Raw genomic sequence first — 22,620 nt, 5'->3', positions numbered from 1 at the left:
CAGAGGCCAGTTTGATGACCGTGATAGACCTGCGCAGCGACACCGTGACCCAACCCACCCCCGGCATGCTCGATGCGATGGCCAGCGCCGTCAGCGGCGATGACGTGTATGGCGAAGACCCTAGCGTCAATCGCCTGGAGGCGGAACTGGCCAAGCGCCTGGGGTTCGCCGCGGCGTTGTTCGTGCCCACCGGCACCATGAGCAACCTGCTGGCGTTGATGGCCCACTGTGAGCGCGGCGAGGAATACATCGTCGGTCAGCAGGCCCACACCTATAAGTACGAAGGCGGCGGCGCGGCGGTGCTGGGTTCGATCCAGCCGCAACCACTGGAAGTGCAGGCGGACGGTTCCCTGGACCTGGATCAGGTGCTGGAAGCGATCAAGCCCGATGATTTTCACTTCGCCCGCACCCGCCTGTTGGCGCTGGAGAACACCATGCAGGGCAAGGTGCTGCCGCTGGAGTACCTGGCCAGGGCACGTGCGTTTACCCGTGAACATGGCCTGGCCCTGCACCTGGACGGCGCGCGGCTCTACAATGCGGCGGTCAGGCTCGAGGTGGACGCGCGGGAGATCACCCAGCATTTCGATTCGGTGTCGGTGTGCCTGTCCAAGGGCCTGGGCGCGCCGATTGGCTCGGTGTTGTGCGGCTCCACGGCGCTGATCGCCAAGGCGCGGCGTTTGCGCAAGATGGTCGGCGGCGGCATGCGCCAGGCCGGTTCCCTGGCGGCGGCGGGGCTGTATGCCCTTGACCATCAGGTGCAGCGCCTGGCCGACGACCACGCCAACGCCCAATGGCTGGGGGATGAACTGCGCAAGGCCGGGTATGCGGTGGAGCCGGTGCAGACCAACATGGTCTACGTGCAGCTCGGCGACCGGGCGCAGGCCCTGAAGACGTTTGCCGCCGAGCGCGGGATCAAGTTGAGCGCCGCACCGCGCCTGCGCATGGTCACGCACCTGGACGTGAGCCGTGCGCAGATCGAGCAAGTGGTGCAGGCATTCGTCGAGTTTTCTCGGAAATGACCGTGCAGACTGTCTAATTGACTGTTTCTATCACATAAACACGCTGTACCACCGGCAAAGGGCCGATATAATGCGGCCCTTTGCCGTCGCTCCGTCTGATGATGTTGCGCACTGGCCTTTGGCCTCAGACTCCGTGGAAGAACCTAATGAAAAGCGCAGAAATCCGTGAAGCCTTCCTTCGCTTCTTCGAAGAGCAAGGCCACACCCGTGTCGCCTCCAGCTCCTTGATCCCAGGCAATGACCCCACCCTGCTGTTCACCAACGCGGGGATGAACCAGTTCAAGGACTGCTTCCTGGGCCAGGAAAAGCGCGCCTATACCCGCGCGGTCAGCAGCCAGAAATGCGTGCGCGCCGGTGGCAAGCACAACGACCTGGAAAACGTCGGCTACACCGCCCGTCACCACACGTTTTTCGAAATGCTCGGCAACTTCAGCTTTGGCGACTATTTCAAGAAAGACGCGATCAACTTCGCCTGGACCTTCCTCACTGGCGTGCTGAAACTGCCGAAGGAAAAGCTCTGGGTCACCGTCTACGCCAGCGATGACGAAGCCTACGACATCTGGACCCAGCAAGTCGGCGTGCCGCCTGAGCGCATGGTGCGTATCGGCGACAACAAGGGCGCGCCTTACGCCTCCGACAACTTCTGGACCATGGGCGACACCGGCCCGTGCGGCCCATGCACCGAGATTTTCTACGATCACGGCGCCGATATCTGGGGCGGCCCACCGGGTTCGCCGGAAGAAGACGGCGACCGTTACATCGAGATCTGGAACAACGTGTTCATGCAGTTCAACCGCACCGCCGATGGCGTGTTGCACCCGCTGCCGGCACCGTCGGTGGATACCGGCATGGGCCTGGAGCGGATCAGTGCGGTGATGCAGCACGTTCACTCCAACTACGAGATCGACCTGTTCCAGAGCCTGCTGGCCGCTGCGGCCAAGGCCATCGGTTGTGCCAATGAAGACCAGGCATCGCTCAAAGTGGTGGCTGACCACATCCGTTCCTGCGGTTTCCTGATTGCCGACGGCGTGCTGCCGTCCAATGAAGGCCGCGGCTACGTGCTGCGCCGTATCATCCGTCGCGCCTGCCGCCACGGTAACAAGCTGGGCGCCAACGGCAGCTTCTTCTACCAGATCGTCGCGGCGCTGGTCGCCGAGATGGGCGCAGCCTTCCCGGAACTCACCCAGAACCAGGCGCACATCGAGCGCGTGCTCAAGGCCGAAGAAGAGCAGTTCGCCAAGACCCTGGAACAGGGCCTGAAAATCCTCGAGCAAGACCTCGCCGGCCTGCAGGGCAGCGTGGTGCCGGGCGATGTGGTGTTCAAACTCTACGACACCTACGGTTTCCCGATGGACCTGACCGGCGACATCGCCCGTGAGCGCAACCTGACCCTCGACGAGGAAGGTTTCGAACGCGAGATGGAAGCCCAGCGCGTGCGCGCCCGTTCCGCCAGTTCCTTCGGCATGGACTACAACAGCCTGGTCAAGGTTGACGTGGCCACCGAGTTCACCGGCTATACGGCCACCCACGGTTCGGCCAAAGTGATCGCGCTGTATAAAGACGGCCAGTCGGTCGACGTCCTGAATGAAGGCGATGACGGCGTGGTGGTCCTGGACCGGACGCCGTTCTATGCCGAATCCGGTGGCCAGATCGGCGACTGCGGTTTCCTCAAGGCGTCTTCCGGTCGTTTCGATGTGCGTGATACCACCAAGACCGGCGGCGCGTTCCTGCACCACGGCGTATTGGCGTCGGGCAGCCTGATCGTCGGTTCGCCGGTGGACGCCCAGGTGGACGCCGACGTGCGCCACGCCACTGCGCTGAACCACTCGGCCACCCACTTGCTGCACGCGGCACTGCGCCAGGTGTTGGGCGAGCACGTCCAGCAGAAGGGTTCGTTGGTCGACAGCCAGCGCCTGCGTTTCGACTTCAGCCACTTCGAAGCGATCAAGCCTGCGCAGATCAAGGCCCTGGAAGATATCGTCAACGCCCAGGTGCGCAAGAACACCGCGGTGGAAACCGAGGAAACCGACATCGAGACCGCCAAGGCCAAGGGCGCCATGGCGCTGTTCGGCGAGAAGTACGGCGACAACGTGCGCGTCCTGAGCATGGGCGGCAACTTCTCGGTGGAACTGTGCGGTGGGATCCACGCCAACCGTACCGGCGACATCGGCCTGCTGAAAATCATCAGCGAAGGCGGTGTGGCGTCCGGTGTGCGTCGTATTGAAGCGGTAACCGGTGCTGCGGCCCTGGCCTACCTCAATGCGGGTGAAGAACAACTCAAGGAAGCGGCCAGCCTGGTCAAGGGCAGCCGTGACAATCTGATCGACAAACTGTCCGCCGTGCTGGAGCGCAACCGCGCCCTGGAGAAACAGCTGGAACAGTTGCAGGCCAAGGCGGCCAGCGCGGCAGGCGACGATCTGTCGGCTTCCGCCCAGGACGTCAAGGGCGTGAACGTCCTGGCGGCGCGCCTGGACGGCCAGGACGGCAAGGCGTTGTTGGCCTTGGTCGATCAGTTGAAGAACAAGCTCGGCCGCGCAGTGATCCTGCTCGGCAGTGTCCATGAGGATAAGGTCGTTCTGGTTGCCGGTGTAACCAAAGACCTGACTGGCCAACTCAAAGCCGGTGATTTGATGAAACAAGCCGCTGCGGCAGTGGGCGGGAAGGGCGGTGGTCGTCCGGACATGGCACAAGGCGGTGGTGTAGACGCCGGTGCCCTGGACGCGGCCCTGGCCCTGACCGTGCCGTTTGTCGAGGCTGGCATTTAAGGCGCTGTGAATGAGCCCGTGGTCTAGTCGCGGGCTCGCTCGGTTGCTGGAAGATTGGTTTATTGGGCGCCCCTTTACGGGCTGAGGCGGCTTAGAAATGGCTTTGATCGTACAGAAATTTGGAGGCACCTCGGTCGGCTCTGTCGAAAGAATCGAGCAGGTCGCCGACAAGGTTAAGAAATTCCGCGATGCCGGCGACGACCTCGTCGTGGTGCTGTCGGCCATGAGCGGCGAAACCAATCGCCTGATCGAACTGGCCAAGGCTATCAGCGGCGATCAACAACCGCTGCCGCGTGAGCTGGATGTGATCGTGTCCACCGGCGAGCAGGTGACCATTGGCCTGCTGGCCATGGCGCTGAACAAGCGCGGTGTGCCGGCCGTGTCCTACACTGGCAGTCAGGTGCGTATCCTCACCGACAGCGCGCACACCAAGGCGCGCATCCTGCAGATCGATGATCAGAAGATTCGCGCTGATCTGAAGGCCGGTCGTGTGGTAGTCGTCGCCGGTTTCCAGGGCGTCGACGAGCACGGCAATATCACCACCCTCGGGCGTGGCGGTTCGGACACCACCGGTGTGGCCCTGGCGGCCGCGCTCAAGGCTGACGAATGCCAGATCTACACCGATGTGGATGGCGTCTACACCACCGATCCGCGCGTGGTGTCCGTGGCTCAGCGCCTGGACAAGATCACCTTCGAAGAGATGCTGGAAATGGCCAGCCTCGGTTCCAAGGTGTTGCAGATCCGCGCGGTGGAATTCGCCGGTAAGTACAACGTTCCGCTGCGCGTATTGCACAGCTTCAAAGAGGGTCCGGGTACCCTCATTACTATTGATGAAGAGGAATCCATGGAACAGCCGATCATTTCCGGCATCGCTTTCAACCGCGATGAAGCCAAGCTGACGATCCGTGGCGTGCCAGACACCCCGGGCGTGGCATTCAAGATCCTCGGCCCGATCAGTGGCGCGAACATTGAAGTCGACATGATCGTGCAGAACGTTTCGCACGATAACACCACTGATTTCACCTTCACCGTTCACCGCAACGAGTACGAAGCGGCCGAGCGTATCCTGCAGAACACTGCGAGCGGGATTGGCGCGCGTGAAGTGGTCGGCGATACCAAGATCGCCAAGGTATCGATCGTAGGTGTGGGCATGCGTTCCCATGCCGGCGTTGCCAGCCGCATGTTCGAGGCCCTGGCCAAGGAAAGCATCAACATCCAGATGATCTCCACCTCGGAAATCAAAGTCTCGGTGGTGATCGAAGAGAAGTACCTGGAACTGGCTGTACGCGCACTGCATACCGCTTTTGAGCTGGACGCTCCGGCCCGACAGGGCGAGTGATGCAAGGCCAGGAAGGCGCGGTTTACCGCGCCTTTCATTTTTTTGTAGGGCGCATGTTGTTTTGCGTGGGCTCGACAATACTTAGCTGGTAGGGCTATGGCCGCTGAGCCGTAGGTCGAAGGCCTTTTTTTGCAGACTGTTGTTCCTGAACTGAAGTGCGTGAGGTGAAAGGTATGTTGATTCTGACTCGTCGTTGCGCAGAAAGCCTGATTATTGGTGATGGAGAAATCACCGTGACCGTGCTCGGCGTCAAAGGCAATCAAGTGCGTATTGGGGTAAATGCTCCGAAAGAGGTAGCGGTCCACCGCGAGGAAATCTATCTGCGGATCAAGAAAGAGAAGGACGAAGAACCAAGCCTTTAATTTTTATCGTTTTTTATGTTTGCAAACGGGGATGAACGTGGTTAATATACGCCCCGTGTTGCGGAGAGCTGGCCGAGTGGCCGAAGGCGCTCCCCTGCTAAGGGAGTACACCTCAAAAGGGTGTCGGGGGTTCGAATCCCCCGTTCTCCGCCATTATTTGCTTAGTACGTTGCAATCTGGATTTATCGATAAGTTGTTGAAATTAATCGAAAAAATCGCTTTACATAGAGATTGAACGGCCTATAATGCGCGGCAACAAATGCACTCGTAGCTCAGCTGGATAGAGTACTCGGCTACGAACCGAGCGGTCACAGGTTCGAATCCTGTCGAGTGCACCATTTAAGAGTCAGTTGCAGCAATGCAGGTGATTCGGTTACAACCAGTTGTGATCTGGTCTAAAAACACAATCTGCACTCGTAGCTCAGCTGGATAGAGTACTCGGCTACGAACCGAGCGGTCACAGGTTCGAATCCTGTCGAGTGCACCATACAAACAAAAAGCCCGCCTAGTGCGGGCTTTTTGCCGTCTGGGGTTTGTAGGATTAAACCTTTTCTTCTCGCGCCATGTGTTTTCCATTCGCGTGGCAGCGTCGCAATTCATAGATGCGGCCAATTCTCAGCTTTGGCTCGCAAGCGCTTGTTCTTACCAGTTTTTTGACGTTAAAAGCGGCGGGCGGTGTATCATTGCGCCCGTCAGCCCCGCCGGGGCTTGTGGAACACCTCCATGGACTTACCCAGTAGTTACTCAGTACCCCGTTTTACCAATCATGAATTGACTGATTGATCCTTCCGGCGTGCCCCGCTGCTGGGAGTGGAGTTCGCCTATGACCGAAGTAGAAGTAAAGAAAACACAAGAAAGCCTGCAGGATCGCCTGGCTCAAGTCATTGAGCTGCTGCAGCGCCAGCGCGTGGTCGAAGAGCTCACGCACCGCCAGGAAGGTCCGCACCACGACCGCGTCGAAAACCTGGTTCATCGGCAAAACCTCGTCGAGTTGCAACGCAAGCTCGATGATCTGCACTCCGCCGACGTCGCTTATATCCTTGAAGCCTTGCCGCTGGATGATCGACTGACCCTTTGGCAGTTGGTCAAGGCCGACCGCGACGGCGACATCCTGCTCGAAGTATCCGACTCCGTCCGTGAAACCCTGATCGCCGACATGGATGATCACGAGCTTCTGGCCGCGGCCCGGGAGATGGACGCCGACGAACTGGCCGACCTGGCCCCCGAGCTGCCCCGTGATGTTGTCCATGAGCTGATGGAAGCCCTCGACAGCCAGCAGCGTGAGCGCGTGCGCTCCGCGCTGTCCTATGACGAGGATCAGGTCGGTGCCCTGATGGACTTCGAGATGGTCACCATCCGCGAAGACGTCAGCCTGGAAGTGGTACTGCGTTACCTGCGCCGCCTGAAAGAGCTGCCAGGGCACACCGACAAGCTGTTCGTGGTCGACTACGAAGGCATTCTCAAGGGCGTGCTGCCGATCAAGCGCCTGCTGGTCAACGACCCGGAGAAGAAGGTTGCGGACGTGATGGCCAGCGATCCGGTGGGTTTCCATCCGGATGAAGACGCCTACGACGCCGCCCAGGCCTTCGAACGTTACGACTTGATCTCGGCCCCGGTGGTCGACAAGAACGGCAAGCTGATCGGCCGTCTGACCATCGATGAAATGGTCGACCTGATCCGTGAAGAAAGTGAAACCGAAGTCCTCAACATGGCGGGTCTGCGTGAAGAGGAAGATATTTTTGCCTCGGTCTGGCGCTCCCTGCGTAACCGCTGGGCGTGGCTGGCCGTAAACCTGATCACCGCGTTCATCGCTTCGCGGGTGATCGGGCTGTTCGAAGGTTCGATCGAAAAGCTGGTGGCACTGGCGGCGTTGATGCCAATCGTTGCCGGGATCGGCGGTAACTCCGGCAACCAGACCATTACCATGATCGTGCGCGCCATGGCGCTCGACCAGGTCAATACCGGCAACACCTCGCGCCTGATGCGCAAGGAGTTGGCGGTGGCGCTGATCAATGGCGTGGTGTGGGGCGGGGTGATCGGGATCGTGGCCTACTTGCTGTACGGCAGTTGGTCGCTGGGGGTGGTCATGACCGCCGCCATGACCCTTAACCTGCTGTTGGCGGCCTTGATGGGGGTGCTGATCCCCATGACCCTGGCACGCCTTGGGCGCGACCCAGCCATGGGCGCCAGTGTGATGATTACCGCCATGACCGACAGCGGCGGCTTCTTCATCTTCCTTGGCCTGGCGACGATCTTCCTGCTCTGACCCCTCGCGGCGGGGGCAACCCAGCCCCCGCCCAGTACTGCCTTCCCGAATTGCGCGCAAAAAAAAGCCAGCACATGGCTGGCTTCGGCTTTCAGGAACAGATCATTCGGCTTCTGCGGCCGCCTCAACGTCGTGCGCAATAAGCGAGACAAGGGCATTTTGCTGGCGGTGGGAGAGCTGACGAAAACGCTGCAGCAGTTCGCGTTCGTGCAGTGACAGCTCAGGGCTGTCCAGGCGCATGCTTAGCTCTTCGCCCAACGCACCTTCCTGAATGAGGCTCTGCTCCAGGCGCGCGATGATTTCGGAGTTCATGCTGCGGTGATGATTGCGAGCCACCTCGGCAATGCGTTCCCGCATTCCGTCTGGCAGACGTACGACGAACTTGTCAGCCGTACGGCTGGAATAAATTGCCTGTTTCAATGGGCGCATATATTTAACCGGTTAGTTCAGGGGAGCGGTTATTGGAATTGGCCGCAAGATGAGTGTTAAGACAAGGCTCACGACCAAAGTTCAACCTGAATTGCAAAGAGGCCGCATCATGCCTCAGTTTTGCCGGTTCCTTGGCGTCAATTCTGTGACAAATATTGAACTGCCTAAAGGCTTTATGCCAGTACTGATTTGCTTTTTTGCGGACTGGTTGGAAAACTTTTTTGCGAGCGATCGTCACAATTCATCGTCCCGCAAGCCGTTGCTACCAAGGGGTTTGGGGCGCATATCGTATCGTGATATGGCCTTTTGCCCTTGTTTTTAAGACTAGTGGCAATTTGCCGATTTGCTAGTGCGAGGCGACATAAGGTAGGTGTGCGGGCGAGCGAAAATCAGCGCAGCACGGGGTCGAATCTGATTCGGCGGCCGACGATCAGCGTCAACAGCAGGAAGCTGCCGAACACGACGCTGGTGATGAGGGCGGCGGTGCGAGCGTCCTGGGACGAGGTAGACATGCCCAGCACGGCAGTCACGACGGTCAGGCACAAAAACAGCCAGGCGGCTTTGGACATGGAAGGCTTCCTCAGAAAACCCAGTGTTCAGTTGCGGGCGCGGCCTGAGTGCTTTGGGCCAGGCGCACGGGCGATTGCGGGTTGGCCGTCATCACTGCCAATTGCGGACGTTGTTGCAGATGATGCGGTACGGGCTGGCGGATCTGCGCGGTGTCATCGCTACCGTTCGACTGAAAATGAAACATCACCAGTGCGGCCAGGGCGACGGTATTGAGAGCCAACAGAAGGGTGCTGTTCATCGTCATCTTCTCCGCAACGGGTCCAGCCGAATGGTTTTGTAGGAGAAGTATTGCAGATGCCGTGCCAATGTTTTATTTCAATAAAATCAATGGTTTGAGTTTAATCTAAACAGCGCTCGGGTTGCAATTTGCAATGCTGGCATTTTGGTGTAGTGCATTTTGCACGATGGCCTCGGATGCCCGGGTTTGCTGGGCGAAACCGTGATCCGTGGCGCAAGCATTGGCTTACACTCAAAAAGCCCACGGACGACATGACAAAACCCACCTCGGCCGTTAACATGCACGCCGTCCGTCGCAGCGCCGTTGGCCCGATGGTTGTCATTTGTCCCAGTAGCTCAATTGGATAGAGCATCCCCCTCCTAAGGGGAAGGTTGGCCGTTCGAACCGGCCCTGGGACACCATACAAATAAAGCCTCTCGCGCCGATCCACTGCCAGCTCATTTTTCCCCGTGACAGCAGGATGACAGCAACAAGGCCAACAAAAAGCCCCGCCGGGTATTGCTCCGGCGGGGCTTTTTTGTTTTTGAATGGGCGACTCACTTAATCAGGGTCCAACGGTGAGCCAGGGTTACACTCGTTCGTTTGCTCGTCGAGAGATGCTCGACTGCACCCATCTACCGCCCATCGAGGAGGTCGAGTGAAGTCATGCAGGCCAGTCTTGCTCACATCATGAACAAATAGGCCATGAGCAAAACGCCAAGAATTGCAGTAATGACATTAATGCCAGGGCCGGTATTGACGCTGTAGCCAAGGGGGATCTCAACGGGTTTGAGGGTCTTGACCACCTTTTTGTATTGCCAGGATGACCAGCAGGCAACCCAGGAGCCCAGCATCAGAAAGGCCAGCCCGATCCAGAACGAAAAATGTTTTCCGGGAGAGCCCGGAGCGTCCGGTTTCAGCATCTGGAGCAGTAGCCCGGATCGTTCAATCACAAAGCCAAATGCCATCAGCGAAAGGCTGGTTCGGTTCCATGCCAGCAACGTGCGCTCGGCGGCAAAGAACACACGCGGATCGTTCAGGTCGGACATTGAGATTTCCTTGTTCACACAGCTTTTGAAACGACGCCACGCAGAATAGCTTTAAACAAAACCACTCGACGTGTCCGTTGATAGATCCAGCTGTTGGGATCAACGCACATATGCCCAGCGTAGCGTCCCGTGCTTGGCGCATAGCCACAAAATCGGCTGCGCCAATGCCCTCGTGCACGTGAACGCTATGGGGTTTTTGCTCAGCAACGGTTACAGGTTTGGATGCCCAGCAACCTGTACAAAGGGCAGAAACGGAAAATACCGGTAGCCAGTGGCACTAAGCCGATCCAACCCCACCAGCCGATCACGCCCGACAGACTGAGGCCAATGAGAACCAGGCCGACGACAATGCGCAGGCTACGGTCAATGGTTCCAAGGTTCGCTTTCATGACGATCTCCCGATCAGTGGTTGCGCCGGGTCTCCAGCGCAGTAAACAACAACATGCCGGCCAGCATGGCCAACATGAACACGATTGCTTGCCAGCGTCCTGTCAGCAGAATTGCCACCGCAGGGCCTGGACAGATGCCCGCTATTCCCCAGCCGATGCCGAACAGCAGGCTGCCGCCGATCAGGCGCGGGTCCAACTCACGCTTGGTCGGCAGTTGCATTGGCTTTCCCAGCAGCGAGCGGGATTGGTGGCGCGCCCAGGTCAGCGGGCCAATGGCGACGCCAATCGCCCCGATCATGACCAGCGCGAGGGAAGGGTCCCAGGCACCGGCCAGATCCAGGAAAGCCAATACTTTGCTCGGGTTGGCCATGCCTGCCAGCAGCAGTCCCAGGCCAAACAGCAGGCCAGCAATGAATGCGGTCAGTTTGTTCATATCCAGGCTCCCAGCAGATGACGCAGGACAAATACGCTAAGGAAACCGCTGAACATAAAGCAGGCAGTGGCGACCATCGATCGCGGCGAAAGGCGCGATATGCCGCACACGCCGTGGCCGCTGGTGCAACCTGAACCGTAGCGTGTACCGATACCCACCAATACACCGGCGACGATCAGCCCGACCCCGCCACTCTTGAATTCAATCGGCGGCAGTGCGGCGAACAAGCCCCATAGAAGCGGCGCGACGAGCAGGCCGAGGAGAAACAGCGCTTTCTCACCCGCACCTTCGCTGCTCCGTTGTAAAAGACTGCCGATCAAACCGCTGATGCCGGCGATACGCCCGTTGGCGACGACGAAAAGGCTGGCCGCCAGGCCAATCAATGCGCCGCCTGCAAGGGATGACCAGGGAGTGAAGTTGAGCCAGTCGATATTCATGAGGCTTCTCCAGCGCAAAATTGTTGATACAAGGTTTGAATGACTGCCAATGCCGCCGGGCTGCAGATGCGATAGAACACCTGCTTTCCTTCTCGGCGCGTATCCACCAGGCCTTCGCGGCGCAGCACCGCCAACTGCTGAGAAAGCGTCGGTTGTTGTATCCCGAGCAGCGACTCCAGATCGCCGACATTGCGCTCGCCTTGGGATAGCTGGCAGAGCAGGATCAAGCGATCCGGATTGGCCAGAGCCTTGAGGAATTGGCTGGCAGCATCGGCGTTGGCGTGAAGCCGCTGGAGATCTGATTCGAGCATACGATTGATCACTAATTGTTCAGTTGGTTAAATTATAGTATATAAAAATAATAAGTGTATACCGACGCTGATCTGAATTCGTCACTGGCAGGAGAGGTCGATGGGTAAGTCGGGGGCTAAAGGCGGAGCTTGGGTCGGGCGGGGAGCGCCGGAGAAGGTCGGACAGTCGGCCCGCGTAGCGCTTGAGCACGTATTGATTGCGCTACAAGCTGAGATATCCGACCGCGTGTGCGATTGCGAAAGGGCACCGAATGGATGCCCCCTGTGCAAACGACGTTGTTAAAACGTCGCCTTGACCTGTAACCCCGCCGCCAGCGCGTTGTCACGCTTTTTGCCGGAGAACGCGCCGGGCTCGATGTAGTACTGCAGATCGGGGCGTAGTAGCAGCCAAGGTGTGACCTGTGCGCCGTAGTTGAGCTCAAGCATCTGCTCGCCGTTGTCGAGGTTGGCGATCATTTCGGCGTCTTCGAGGTTGGTCGCCTTGGCTTCTTGCACATCCCGTGTGCGCGAGTTGAGCACGGCGCGCCCATAGCCAAAAGAGATGGAGTCGTTCGGGCGGCTCGCGAAAGGCTTTTGTTTGACCAGGCCCACCGAGTACCAGCGGCGCATCGGCGAGGTCGCCGCGTTGCTGCTGGCCGCTTGGCCGAAGAGGCGTAGTACGCTTTGCGGGTCTTGCTCATCCCGCCAGATGGCTTGGTCAATCAACACATAGGCGCCGGTACGGTTTTCGCTCTTTTGCGTACTGCCGATCTTGGGGGCGTTGGAGGTGTCGTAGTACCAACCGACTTTGTATTGGCCGTTCAGGAAGGCGTTGTTATTGAAGACCGCCTCCAGTGGCAAAATCGCTCCCGTAGTGCCGTTGCTGGGCATGGAGAACGCTTTGGACGAGCGCGTGTTGTATTCCGGGTTGACTTGGAATACGGCGGTTTGCAGCGTCAGCGACGGGTTGACATCGTAACGCAGCTCGCCGCCCCAATGTGCTGTCGGGTAGTTGCCCCAGCCACTGCCGCTCGACATGGTCAGTGGGTGTGCACAAAAACCGGCGCTCACAAAGTTGCTCAAGATGGGCATACCACCGAAATCGGTGCCCATCACCATGAAGCCGAGTTTGGTGGAGAGGTCCGGCGAAAACAGGTTGCGTTGATAACTGAACTCGGTCAGCCGGGTGTATTCGCCGCCATAGTTTTCTTGGGACGACAGGCGGTTTCCAAGCAAATCTTCCGTGGCGCTGTGGCCGCGACGGTCGTTAACCAGCAGTTGCACGCGTCCCGCATCGGGGCTGTCGAGCAACTTACTCAGATCAAACTGGGCGCCTATGCGTATTTGTTGCGAATAGCGGGTGCCGCGCTTGATCCCGCCATGCAAGTTGGAAATCGTTTCGGAACTGTAGTCACCGGTCAGTTTGATGCCCTTGTCGGTCAACTTTTGGCGTTCACCGCCCCAGTCGCCAGTGAGTGTAGAGCGGTTCATCAGATCGTCGGCCAGTGCCGGGGATGGGGCGAAAAGGCATAGGGACAAACCGCTGCACAGGCTGCTGGTCAGCATGGCGCGGAAAGAAAAAAGCATTTGGATGTGCTCCGTTACAGAGAAAGTGGGGGAATAGCTCAACGGCCCGCGTTGTTTATCGGTTGCACCGTTCTTTTGTGACTTGGAAAAATAACCCCCGTAAACGGGGGTTATTTTCATGCAGTGGCAACTAACGCATTACGGCTTGATGTTGTCCGGCAATGCATAAGCAATGATGTAATCACCGACGTCAGGCGAATGGCTCATGCCGCCGGCGGAGATGACCACGTACTGCTTCCCGGTGGTGGGCGACTGATAGATCAGTGGGGCGGCAACTGCGCCAACCGGCAGGCGGGCTTTCCAGACTTCTTTGCCGGTGGCCGAATCGAGCGCGCGCAGGTAGTAGTCCTGGGTGCCCGCAAAGAACACCAGGCCAGAGGCTGTCGACGTCGGACCGCCGAGCGTCGGCATGCCCAGCGGAATCTGCAGGTGTGTCTTGATCCCCAGCGGGCCGGTGTCCTGCACGGTGCCCATGGGAACCTGCCAGAGCAGTTTCTGCGTATTGAGATCAATCGCACTCATGCTGCCGAAGGGCGGGGAGTTGCACGGCACGCCCAGTGGCGACTGGAGAATGTCGATTTTCACGCCGCCATAGATACCCGCGACTTGCGGGCGAATGGTGCCCATGAAACCCGGCACTTCATCGGTCGACACCTTGAACTTCTTGGTTTCTTCCTTGGTCACCAATGACATCCGCAGCGGCATCCGCATGTCGTTGACGAACATCGTGCCGGTGTTCTCATCGATGGAGATGCCACCCCAGTTCATCCCGCCCAGCAAGCCAGGCCATTCGATGTACGGCTTTTCGGTTGGCGGCGTAAACGGCCCCGCGTAAACCGAGTCTTTGAACATGATCCGGCAATACAGTTGGTCGAATGTCGACACGCCCCACATCGACTTTTCAGTCAGAGGGTCGGCCCCGATCACCGGCATGCCGGCCGAGTACGGTTGCGTCGGCGACAAGTGTTCGCCTTCTGCCGCAGGAGAAGTCGGAACGGCACGCTCCTGCACCTCGGTGACCGGCTGGCCAGTACGACGATCCAGCACAAAAATCTGGCCGGTCTTGGTGGTCTGGATCAAGACCGGGGTTTTCACGCCTTGGGCATTCTTGATGTCATAGAGAACCGGCTGCGATGGCAGATCGTAATCCCATACATCATGGTGAATGAGCTGGTAGACCCATTTGGCTTTGCCGGTCGAGGCATCGACTGCCACGACGGCCGAACCAAATTTTTCTTTGACTGCGTTGCGATCACCGCCCCAATAGTCGGGCGGGCCATTGCCGGTCGGCAAGTAGACCAGGTTCAGCTCTTTATCGTAGGTCGGGATCGTCCATACGTTAGGTGTTTCCAGCGTGAACTGGTGATCGGCCGCGGTCGGGTCGGTGCCTTCGGGCGCGCCGACGTCCCATGCCCACACCAGCGCACCGCTCAGCACGTCGAAGGCGCGCACGGCGCCGGAAGGTTCGCCTGCCACAATATCGCGTACCCAACCACCCACCACCGTGAGGTGGCCCATGACCACAGGCAGGGAGGTCGGGTGGTAGCGCTTGCTGTTCTCGGTCGGGCCCATGCCTTTCTTGAGATCGACGTAACCGTTGTCACCAAAACTCTGGCACAAGGCGCCGGTGTGCGCGTCAAGTGCAAACAGGCGGGCATCCACCGACGACACCAGAATACGCTGGCGACATTGCTGCTGATCGGTATACGAGGCCTTGACCGCCGCGCTCAGGCTGTCGTCTTTATCGATGTCGTAATAGCCCACGCCACGGCACGTCACATGCTCTTCGCTTTTGGCGTGAGGGTCGAACGTCCAGATCGCCTTGCCCGTATCGCCATCCAGCGCGGTGATCAGGTTTTCCGGGGTACACGAATACAGCACGTTGCCGATCTGCAGCGGGGTGTTTTCATCAACGCCAGCGCCGGCGCCGGTGGTCCTGCGTCCGGTTCGGTAGGTCCAGGCTACTTGCAGGTCCTTGACGTTTCCCGGCGTGATCTGCGTGTAAGGCGCAAACCGCGTCCCTGACGCATTGCGCCCGAAGAACTCCCAGTTTTCAGGTGCGCTGGCGGGGCTCGTGGCCTTGCTCGAGTCAGTCGCGGCCGCAGGGTTCGAGATCCCGCCGTGCGGGTAGAACGCCGCAATGAAGGTGGCGATCAAGGCCAGGAATACGGCGAAGCCGAATCGGTTCGCCGTGCGCCGGGTGCTCAAGGCTGTTTCCGGGAATGCGGCACCGACCCACAAGCTGAGGGTCAGGATGATCGCCGGCACCACCAGGCGCGGCAGCAGTTGCCAGTAGCTGAGCTGACCCACTTCGTAGAACGCCCACACACAGGTGGCGAGGAATACGACGACGGAGAGGGCGATGCCGATAGGTTTACGCAAGACAAACAGTGCCGCCAACAACAGATAGGCGAGGCCAGCCAGCAAGTAATAACTCGACCCGTCGAGTGCTACCAGCTTGAATCCGCCATAAATCAACGCCAGTGCCACGGCAAAAACAAGCAGGGAAAACAGTCCCCTTGCAATAGTGCTCATTGAGGATCTTCCAGAGTGAGATCGATGATCGTCTGTCATATTTGTATATGCTCAGTTGGGGAAATACGTAACGGCTTGCGCTATTTACCAACAACTTGGCCGAATATTGAGTTCGGCCTTTAGTTGGCCGGGTGCGGTTCTTCCATGATCCCGATAGGCTGGCTTGCCGACGGCAAGCGAGCTTTGGAAATCAGCGTAATAATTGGCCATCCCCGTATTCCTGGTCTGGATGCCGACACTCTTTCGCCCCAGCCCTCCACGTTGAAAGCGCCGTTCGATAACGAACGGGATGCTTAATAGAGGCTGATTGAGTTTCGGCAGGAGGGATAACGAAAACGTTGGCGGCTGTATTACGCCCGCTTGACGACTGTCCACGTGCTCAGTCGCGAGTGAATCGTTCCGAAGGCTCTGTCGGCCTTGTTCGGGTTACATGCTTTACTCCGACTGATTCGCTGGTTAATCGCGGTGGATTAACGCGTAGACCAGTCTATAGCGCTGGTTTTTTGGATAAATCCATAAGACTGGAAAACAATGTTGATAAAACAGTAACAATTCGCGGCGATACGCATCGGCGACGCCGGCGTGCGGGTAATCATGTGCAGGCGTGGCGGGGGGCTTTTGGGGCGTGCTCGGTCTTTTCAACACTCGGTCGAACCTTGCGTGTGATCGAGGTTCACAGGTGGTGCGGCGAGTATTTCGCGCAACCTTGTACCTTGTGTGTCACCCGGTAGCGTCTGAGCTGTAGTCCATCGTTTTCACACAAAATATTCCCCGGAAACAGCGCCTGGTGCCTGTCCGGACCCGACCCCCGGGACTATCATGCCGGTAGCCCTGACCCTCACTGCAAGGAGCCGCTCGGAACGCCGATGCGCCAGATCTGGAAATCTTTTCGAGCCCTTTATTTCGCCTCCTTGATGATGCTGATCGGCTCCGGCCTGCTCAGTACGTACCTGGCCTTGCGCCTGGCGGCCGACAACGTCGACAGCCTGTGGGTCGGTGCGCTGATGGCGGCCAACTATTCCGGCCTGGTACTGGGCGGCAAGATCGGCCACCGCCTGATCGCCCGGGTCGGGCATATCCGCGCGTATGCCACCTGTGCCGGGATCGTCGGCGCGGCGGTGTTGGGCCATGGCCTGATCGACTGGCTGCCGGCCTGGATCGTCCTGCGGGTCATCGTGGGCCTGGGGATGATGTGCCAGTACATGGTCATCGAAAGCTGGCTTAACGAGCAGGCGGACGCCAAGCAGCGTGGCGTAGTGTTCAGCGGCTATATGATTGCGTCCTACCTTGGCCTGGTGCTGGGGCAGTTGATCCTGGTGATGCATCCCCAGCTCGGCCCCGAGTTGCTGATGCTGGTCGCGCTGTGCTTTGCCCTGTGCCTGGTGCCGGTGGCGATGACCCGGCGCATTCACCCGGCGCCCCTGCGTCCGGCGCCGATGGAGCCACGCTTCTTTATCCAGCGCGTGCCGCAGTCGTTGAGCACGGTGCTGGGGGCGGGGTTGATCGTTGGTTCGTTCTACGGTTTGGCGCCGCTCTATGCGTCCCAGCAGGGGCTGAGTACCGAGCAGGTCGGTCTCTTCATGGGTAGCTGCATTTTTGCCGGGTTGGTGGTGCAGTGGCCGTTGGGCTGGCTGTCGGACCGTTACGATCGCGCACTGTTGATTCGCTGCTTCGCCCTGTGCCTGGCGGTGGCGGCATTGCCGTTGGCGATCCTGAGCAAGGTGCCGCTGGAAGTGCTGTTCGTGGCCGGGTTCCTGTGTTCGCTGGTGCAGTTCTGCCTGTACCCGCTGGCCGTGGCGTTTTCCAACGACCACGTCGAAGGCGATCGTCGGGTATCGCTGACGGCCATGCTGCTGGTGACCTATGGCGTGGGCGCCAGTATCGGGCCGTTGCTGGCCGGTGTGGTGATGAAGCTGTTTGGCAGCCAGATGCTGTACGCGTTTTTCAGCCTGTGCGCGCTGATCCTGGTGTGGCGTATCCGGCCTAAAGCGGTGACCAACCTGCATCAGGTCGACGATGCACCGCTGCAGCACGTGGCAATGCCTGACAGCATGTCCAGCTCGCCGCTGGTGGCTGCCCTCGATCCGCGGGTCGATGAGCAGATGGTGCAGGAGCAGATGCAGACGGCGGTTGTCGAGCCCGAGCCTGAAACCGACGCGGAATCATCGGCGGATGAGCCGCTCTTCGAAGGGCCGCCGGAACCACCGGGCCCGGATGAGCATCCCCACGGCCTGAGCAGGGCGCGCCCCTGAATGCAAAAACGGGCAGATCCCCAAAGGGTCTGCCCGTTTTTTATCGCGATCTGAATGCTTAAAAATCGTCGTCTTTGTCGAAGCGTCGTGCTTCGCGTTGCAACTGGTACACAAAACGCTCGACCTGGCGCTGCACCAGGCCGCTCATGTTGTGGAAGCGCACGCCGGCGAAGGTGGTGTTGATCTTCTCTTCGAAGTGCAGGTAACGCAGTTCGACCGAGGTGGTCATGCTGCCAAAGGGCAGTGCGGCGATAAAACGGTCGTAGACCTGGCCCAACTGCAGGCGCTCGGAAATATCGCCTTCAAAGCGCAATTTGCAGCCGGTGGCGGAGATATCCAGCAGCTTGCCGCTGACCGGCGCCTTGAGTTTCTCGCCGCCCAACTCGATATTCACCAATTGCGCGAGTTTCAGCGCGGCGCGGAACGCATTGCGGCGCTGATGGTAGACCACTTCGTCCGGCATGTTGCCGCTGTAGATACGGTGGCCGCCTTTTTCGCTGATGCTCAGGGTGCCGTTGCTTTCCCAGGCAACGCGCACGCCGTCGTGAAAGCCTTCGATGCGGAAGGGTTCGCCATTCTCAAGGTAGCGTTCGCCATCGCGGGGGATCATTTCGTCCAGGGCCAGGGTCTTGCTGTCCCGGTCGACGTCGACCAGGTAGCTTTGAAAGCGCTGGCTGCGTTCATGGAAGGTGATGATCAGCGGGTCATGGCTTTCTTGCAGCATGCGCAAGGTGCCAGCGATTTCCAGAGGCGTGGTGAACACCTTGGGTGGCTGCGGAGCTTCTTCCGCATTAAGGGCGTTGAACACGGTTCTTCCATCTCCAGACAATATACGACTACACGCAAGAACCATCATTTTGCCAGTATGTCGCACGCCTTGGATAGGGCGCACGTTAAACCGACGTCAGGCTTGGCTGCGGGTGCTTGGCTTGACCATGCGCGAGGTAGAGCCTTGGGCGTTATACAGGGCCGGAGGTTCGCCGCCATGGAGTATGCGCAACTGATTGGCGGTCGTGGCTTGCTGAAGCTGGATCGACTGACCGTTGAGCAGGTTGGCTTCCTGACACTGGGTGAGTAATTGATTGAGTTCTTTGCTCTGGGCCAGCAACTGATCGCCGACCGAGGAATGACTGGCCAACTGAGCGAGGCCGTCTTGATCTGCCGGTAGGCCGAGGCTGACGAGAATCTGGCTACGCTTCTTGCCGTGCTGTTCCAGCAGGACAATCAGCGACTGCTTGCGCGCCAGGATTTCTTCCAGCAGCGGCATATCCCGGCCATACAGGGCCAGGGATTCTTCTTTGAGCAGCTCGAGCAATTGTTGCGTCGGCGCCAGATCATCAATGATCAGTTGAAGCAGATTTTCGTCGTGGTGCATGGCTGGCCTTGGGTTTTAAGCGTCCAAAAGCCTGGCGCAGGCCTTTGCCTAGCGCTCGGCTTCGAAGTTAAGCAGCTTGCTGGCTACACGGTTGCTGTCGACTTTATAGCTGCCATCGGCGATTGCCTGTTTCAATTCGGCCACACGGGCTTGATTGACGACAGGTTGATCGCGCAGCGAGTCAGTGACCTTCTGCAACTGTTGAGCCTCATTGCTCAGGTGTACGGATTCCCCGCTTTGGCTGGCGCCGGCCTGTTCCGCTTTGGCGGGCAGAGGCTGGGCCTTGGCGTCTACGCTGTCCTTGGTGCCGCTGGTGCGCGTAGTGCCTGGCAAAGCCGGGGCGTTATTCAAACGGCTGAAATCGATGACCATGATAAAAAAACCTCTGGGTATTTGGACGCTTGCCATGGTTTCGGCCATACCCGGACAAACTTTAGGCGCGATTGACAATAAACCTGCATGCACGAACGTCAGGCGTACAGTGTAGGAAAAGCTGGCGTCCTATTCCAGTGATCTATAAAGCCACCTCGACTTGGCCCGGCGCGGTGACCCGTGCCTTGATGACGCGGTTGGAATTGAGGTTCTTGACCCGGATCTGTTCGCTCATGCCGCCGTTGGACAGCGCTTCGCCCGGCATCTTCACATTCAGCCCGCCGCTGCTGGCGGAAATGATGACTTGGTCGCCCTTGCGAATGACTTCTGCCTGTTCAAGATGGACCAGGGTGATGACCTGGTCGGCGACCATTGGTCGGGTCAATCGTTGCCCGACAGCCTGGTCCACTGACGTCAGGTAACCCTGATTGATCAGGCTGATGTCCCGCTCGCGCAAGATGACATCCTCATAGCCGATGATTCCGCTGCGTTTGAGCGGCCGCGACACCACGACGACATCGCGGAACAGTTTGACCTGGGCGGGCACGAACACGGTCCAGGGCGAGGTCCCTTCACAGCGCACCTTGACCGTCACGCGACCAATGGGCTGGGCCGGGCTTTCCAGGCTGGCTGTCAATTCCTTGTCGCACATCGGCATGCGCAGGCGCGGATCCAATTGGTTGACCTGGATTTCATAGCGTCCTGGCGTCTGGGTGGTTGCCAGATAATCTTCTACAGTGAATTCAAGAAAGCCTTGGGTGACGCCGATAAGTAGATCAGGCAAGGTGACGTCGGCGGCGCGGGCAGTGATGCCTGCGCCCACGGCAAACAACGCCATCCAGGCGCAGAGCAATCTGCGATACCGTGAGTGGCGAGTGCGTCGGGAAACTGTCGTTTTCATATCCATAGCCAATAAAAAGCAAAGCTCGTGCCGTTTAGTGTTGGGTGCGCGTCGTACCCCCAAAGGTTTTAGCGTAGGAGTCTGGGCATGGCAGGTGTAATGGATTCAGTAAACCAGCGTACACAGCTGGTAGGGCAGAATCGCCTGGAGTTGTTGCTTTTTCGCCTGGACGGCAAGCAGCTCTATGGCATCAACGTGTTCAAAGTGCGGGAAGTGCTGCAGTGTCCCAAGCTGACGATCATGCCCAAGTCGAGCCCGGTGGTGTGTGGCGTAGCCAACATCCGTGGCGCGACCATCCCGATTCTCGACCTGGCATTGGCCACGAGTTCGGCCGGCCTGCAAGACCGCGAAAACCCGTTTGTGATCATTACCGAATACAACACCAAGACCCAGGGTTTCCTGGTGCGCTCGGTGGAACGTATCGTCAACATGAACTGGGAAGAGATCCATCCACCGCCCAAGGGCACCGGTCGCGATCACTACCTCACGGCGGTGACGCGAGTAGACAACCAGTTGGTCGAAATCATCGACGTGGAGAAAATCCTCGCCGAAGTCGCACCGACTTCCGAAGCGATTTCGGTTGGCGTCGTCGATGCCGAAACGGCGCACAAGGCGGTTTCGCTGCGGGTGCTGACGGTGGACGACTCCTCGGTGGCGCGTAAACAGGTGACCCGTTGCCTGCAAACCATCGGCGTTGAGGTGGTGGCGCTCAACGATGGCCGCCAGGCGCTGGATTACCTGCGCAAACTGGTGGATGAAGGCAAGAAGCCGGAAGAAGAATTCTTGATGATGATTTCCGACATCGAGATGCCGGAAATGGACGGCTATACCCTCACGGCTGAAATACGCAACGATCCACGCATGCAAAAATTGCATATCATCCTGCATACTTCGTTGTCGGGCGTATTCAATCAGGCGATGGTCAAGAAGGTCGGTGCTGACGACTTCCTGGCTAAGTTCCGCCCTGATGACCTGGCATCCCGGGTAGTCGACCGGATCAAGGCAGCAGATCACGGCTAGGGGAATTTCCCTGGCGGTCACACGATTTAAGAGGCGGTATCATTGTCTACGGGTAATTTGGATTTCGAACAGTTCCGGGTCTTCCTGGAAAAAGCCTGTGGCATATTGCTCGGTGAAAACAAGCAGTATCTGGTATCCAGCCGTCTCAACAAACTGATGGAACAGCAGGGCATCAAGTCCCTCGGTGAGTTGGTCCAGCGGATTCAGAGCCAGCCGCGCAGCGGGCTCAAGGAAATGGTGGTCGATGCCATGACCACCAACGAAACCCTATGGTTTCGCGACACCTACCCCTTTGAGGTACTCAAGAGCAAAGTGCTGCCCGAGGCGATCAAGGCCAGCCCGGGTCAGCGTTTGCGGATCTGGTCGGCAGCCTGTTCCTCGGGGCAGGAACCGTACTCGATTTCGATGGCGATCGACGAGTTCGAACGGACGAACATGGGCCAGTTGAAGGCCGGCGCGCAAATTGTCGCCACCGATCTGTCGGGCACCATGCTCACCAACTGCAAGACCGGCGAGTACGACAGCCTGGCCCTGGGCCGCGGTTTGTCCCCGGAACGCCTGCAGCGTTACTTCGACCCGAAAGGGGCGGGGCGTTGGGCGGTCAAGGCGCCGATCAAGAACCGGGTGGAGTTTCGCTCGTTCAACCTGCTCGACAGCTACGCCAGCCTGGGCAAGTTCGACATGGTGTTCTGCCGTAACGTGCTGATCTACTTCTCGGCCGAAGTGAAGAAAGACATCCTGCTGCGCATCCACGGCACGCTCAAGCGCGGGGGGTATCTGTTCCTCGGTGCATCCGAGGCGCTGAACGGCCTGCCGGATCATTTCCAGATGGTGCAGTGCAGTCCTGGGATCATTTACCAGGCCAAGTAAGTCGCACGCAGTCAAAGTGTGGGAGGGGGCTTGCCCCCGATAGCGGTGTGTCAGTCTCAGTATCTATGACTGAACCACCGCTATCGGGGGCAAGCCCCCTCCCACATTTGTTTTGCGGCAAGGTAAAAGCGGCAACTCCCGAT

22 protein-coding genes and 4 tRNA genes are annotated in these 22,620 nt (G+C 58.8%); 12 read left to right on the top strand and 14 right to left on the bottom strand.

What is annotated here, in order from left to right; translation table 11 throughout:
- Positions 1 to 14: 14 nt before the first annotated feature.
- The 8 genes from ltaE (at position 15) to mgtE (ending at position 7,751) form a co-directional block, all read left to right on the top strand.
- A complete protein-coding gene (gene ltaE / locus TU80_RS23750) occupies positions 15 to 1,019 on the top strand; it encodes a low-specificity L-threonine aldolase (RefSeq protein WP_017849204.1) in 1,005 nt (334 codons plus the stop codon).
- A 146-nt stretch (positions 1,020 to 1,165) separates the two neighbouring features.
- Positions 1,166 to 3,784 carry an alanine--tRNA ligase gene (alaS, locus tag TU80_RS23745; RefSeq protein ID WP_046382329.1) on the top strand — a complete coding sequence of 873 codons (2,619 nt, stop codon included), beginning with the start codon at positions 1,166 to 1,168 and terminating at the stop codon, positions 3,782 to 3,784.
- A 97-nt stretch (positions 3,785 to 3,881) separates the two neighbouring features.
- Positions 3,882 to 5,123 carry an aspartate kinase gene (locus tag TU80_RS23740; protein WP_017849202.1) on the top strand — a complete coding sequence of 414 codons (1,242 nt, stop codon included), beginning with the start codon at positions 3,882 to 3,884 and terminating at the stop codon, positions 5,121 to 5,123.
- Between the two features lie 173 nt (positions 5,124 to 5,296).
- On the top strand, positions 5,297 to 5,485 hold the full coding sequence (gene csrA / locus TU80_RS23735) for a carbon storage regulator CsrA (protein WP_003175645.1): 189 nt from the start codon (positions 5,297 to 5,299) through the stop codon (positions 5,483 to 5,485).
- Between the two features lie 62 nt (positions 5,486 to 5,547).
- Positions 5,548 to 5,638, top strand: a tRNA-Ser gene (locus tag TU80_RS23730).
- A gap of 108 nt (positions 5,639 to 5,746) precedes the next feature.
- Positions 5,747 to 5,823, top strand: a tRNA-Arg gene (locus tag TU80_RS23725).
- 72 nt (positions 5,824 to 5,895) lie between these two features.
- Positions 5,896 to 5,972 (top strand) — tRNA-Arg (locus TU80_RS23720).
- 336 nt (positions 5,973 to 6,308) lie between these two features.
- Positions 6,309 to 7,751, top strand: a complete 1,443-nt coding sequence (gene mgtE / locus TU80_RS23715; protein WP_046382330.1) for a magnesium transporter — start codon at positions 6,309 to 6,311, stop codon at positions 7,749 to 7,751.
- Between the two features lie 102 nt (positions 7,752 to 7,853).
- Here the strand turns inward: mgtE and TU80_RS23710 are convergent, their stop codons facing one another.
- The 3 genes from TU80_RS23710 to TU80_RS23700 form a co-directional block, all read right to left on the bottom strand.
- Positions 7,854 to 8,180 carry an Arc family DNA-binding protein gene (locus tag TU80_RS23710; RefSeq protein WP_017849200.1) on the bottom strand — a complete coding sequence of 109 codons (327 nt, stop codon included), beginning with the start codon at positions 8,178 to 8,180 and terminating at the stop codon, positions 7,854 to 7,856.
- 389 nt (positions 8,181 to 8,569) lie between these two features.
- Positions 8,570 to 8,749: a PA3371 family protein gene (locus TU80_RS23705; RefSeq protein ID WP_046382331.1), complete on the bottom strand. Its 180-nt coding sequence runs from the start codon at positions 8,747 to 8,749 to the stop codon at positions 8,570 to 8,572.
- Positions 8,750 to 8,760: 11 nt separating this feature from the next.
- On the bottom strand, positions 8,761 to 8,988 hold the full coding sequence (locus tag TU80_RS23700; protein ID WP_017849198.1) for a hypothetical protein: 228 nt from the start codon (positions 8,986 to 8,988) through the stop codon (positions 8,761 to 8,763).
- 324 nt (positions 8,989 to 9,312) lie between these two features.
- On the opposite strand from TU80_RS23700, the gene TU80_RS23695 reads away from it, so the two are divergent.
- A tRNA-Arg gene (locus tag TU80_RS23695) sits at positions 9,313 to 9,389 on the top strand.
- Between the two features lie 261 nt (positions 9,390 to 9,650).
- Here TU80_RS23695 and TU80_RS23690 read toward each other — a convergent pair.
- From TU80_RS23690 to TU80_RS23660, 7 genes are all read right to left on the bottom strand, one after another.
- The gene (locus tag TU80_RS23690) at positions 9,651 to 10,016 is read right to left on the bottom strand and encodes a YidH family protein (RefSeq protein ID WP_046382334.1); all 366 of its coding nucleotides are present in this window, start codon (positions 10,014 to 10,016) and stop codon (positions 9,651 to 9,653) included.
- A gap of 200 nt (positions 10,017 to 10,216) precedes the next feature.
- The gene (locus TU80_RS23685; RefSeq protein WP_017849187.1) at positions 10,217 to 10,405 is read right to left on the bottom strand and encodes a YgaP family membrane protein; all 189 of its coding nucleotides are present in this window, start codon (positions 10,403 to 10,405) and stop codon (positions 10,217 to 10,219) included.
- Between the two features lie 13 nt (positions 10,406 to 10,418).
- On the bottom strand, positions 10,419 to 10,838 hold the full coding sequence (locus TU80_RS23680) for a DUF6691 family protein (protein WP_017849186.1): 420 nt from the start codon (positions 10,836 to 10,838) through the stop codon (positions 10,419 to 10,421).
- Positions 10,835 to 11,275 carry a YeeE/YedE family protein gene (locus tag TU80_RS23675; RefSeq protein WP_057005516.1) on the bottom strand — a complete coding sequence of 147 codons (441 nt, stop codon included), beginning with the start codon at positions 11,273 to 11,275 and terminating at the stop codon, positions 10,835 to 10,837. Before TU80_RS23675 ends, TU80_RS23680 begins: the two co-directional genes overlap by 4 nt.
- Positions 11,272 to 11,586, bottom strand: a complete 315-nt coding sequence (locus tag TU80_RS23670; protein ID WP_046385196.1) for an ArsR/SmtB family transcription factor — start codon at positions 11,584 to 11,586, stop codon at positions 11,272 to 11,274. The genes TU80_RS23675 and TU80_RS23670 overlap by 4 nt, the downstream gene beginning before the upstream one ends.
- Before the next feature lie 279 nt (positions 11,587 to 11,865).
- A complete protein-coding gene (locus TU80_RS23665; RefSeq protein ID WP_057005515.1) occupies positions 11,866 to 13,152 on the bottom strand; it encodes a carbohydrate porin in 1,287 nt (428 codons plus the stop codon).
- A gap of 138 nt (positions 13,153 to 13,290) precedes the next feature.
- Positions 13,291 to 15,687 (bottom strand): membrane-bound PQQ-dependent dehydrogenase, glucose/quinate/shikimate family, encoded by a 2,397-nt coding sequence (locus TU80_RS23660; protein ID WP_057005514.1) that lies wholly within the window; start codon positions 15,685 to 15,687, stop codon positions 13,291 to 13,293.
- A gap of 866 nt (positions 15,688 to 16,553) precedes the next feature.
- Here TU80_RS23660 and TU80_RS23655 point away from each other — a divergent pair.
- Positions 16,554 to 17,939 carry an MFS transporter gene (locus tag TU80_RS23655; protein WP_057005513.1) on the top strand — a complete coding sequence of 462 codons (1,386 nt, stop codon included), beginning with the start codon at positions 16,554 to 16,556 and terminating at the stop codon, positions 17,937 to 17,939.
- A gap of 58 nt (positions 17,940 to 17,997) precedes the next feature.
- Here TU80_RS23655 and TU80_RS23650 read toward each other — a convergent pair whose 3' ends face one another.
- The 4 genes from TU80_RS23650 to flgA all read right to left on the bottom strand — a co-directional run bounded on the left by TU80_RS23650 (position 17,998) and on the right by flgA (position 20,593).
- On the bottom strand, positions 17,998 to 18,747 hold the full coding sequence (locus TU80_RS23650; RefSeq protein WP_017849177.1) for a flagellar brake protein: 750 nt from the start codon (positions 18,745 to 18,747) through the stop codon (positions 17,998 to 18,000).
- A gap of 96 nt (positions 18,748 to 18,843) precedes the next feature.
- Positions 18,844 to 19,314 (bottom strand): flagella synthesis protein FlgN, encoded by a 471-nt coding sequence (locus TU80_RS23645; RefSeq protein ID WP_057005512.1) that lies wholly within the window; start codon positions 19,312 to 19,314, stop codon positions 18,844 to 18,846.
- Positions 19,315 to 19,362: 48 nt separating this feature from the next.
- On the bottom strand, positions 19,363 to 19,686 hold the full coding sequence (gene flgM / locus TU80_RS23640) for a flagellar biosynthesis anti-sigma factor FlgM (protein ID WP_017849175.1): 324 nt from the start codon (positions 19,684 to 19,686) through the stop codon (positions 19,363 to 19,365).
- 142 nt (positions 19,687 to 19,828) lie between these two features.
- Positions 19,829 to 20,593: a flagellar basal body P-ring formation chaperone FlgA gene (gene flgA, locus TU80_RS23635; RefSeq protein ID WP_032804943.1), complete on the bottom strand. Its 765-nt coding sequence runs from the start codon at positions 20,591 to 20,593 to the stop codon at positions 19,829 to 19,831.
- An 81-nt stretch (positions 20,594 to 20,674) separates the two neighbouring features.
- On the opposite strand from flgA, the gene TU80_RS23630 reads away from it, so the two are divergent.
- Together TU80_RS23630 and cheR are read left to right on the top strand one after the other, a co-directional pair.
- On the top strand, positions 20,675 to 21,607 hold the full coding sequence (locus TU80_RS23630; RefSeq protein ID WP_026140310.1) for a chemotaxis protein CheV: 933 nt from the start codon (positions 20,675 to 20,677) through the stop codon (positions 21,605 to 21,607).
- A 42-nt stretch (positions 21,608 to 21,649) separates the two neighbouring features.
- Positions 21,650 to 22,477: a protein-glutamate O-methyltransferase CheR gene (gene cheR, locus TU80_RS23625; RefSeq protein ID WP_026140309.1), complete on the top strand. Its 828-nt coding sequence runs from the start codon at positions 21,650 to 21,652 to the stop codon at positions 22,475 to 22,477.
- Positions 22,478 to 22,620 lie beyond the last annotated feature (143 nt).

This window comes from Pseudomonas veronii, from assembly GCF_001439695.1.
Classification (GTDB): Bacteria; Pseudomonadota; Gammaproteobacteria; order Pseudomonadales; family Pseudomonadaceae; genus Aquipseudomonas; species Aquipseudomonas veronii.
This window is presented reverse-complemented; position numbering and strand designations above follow the sequence as displayed.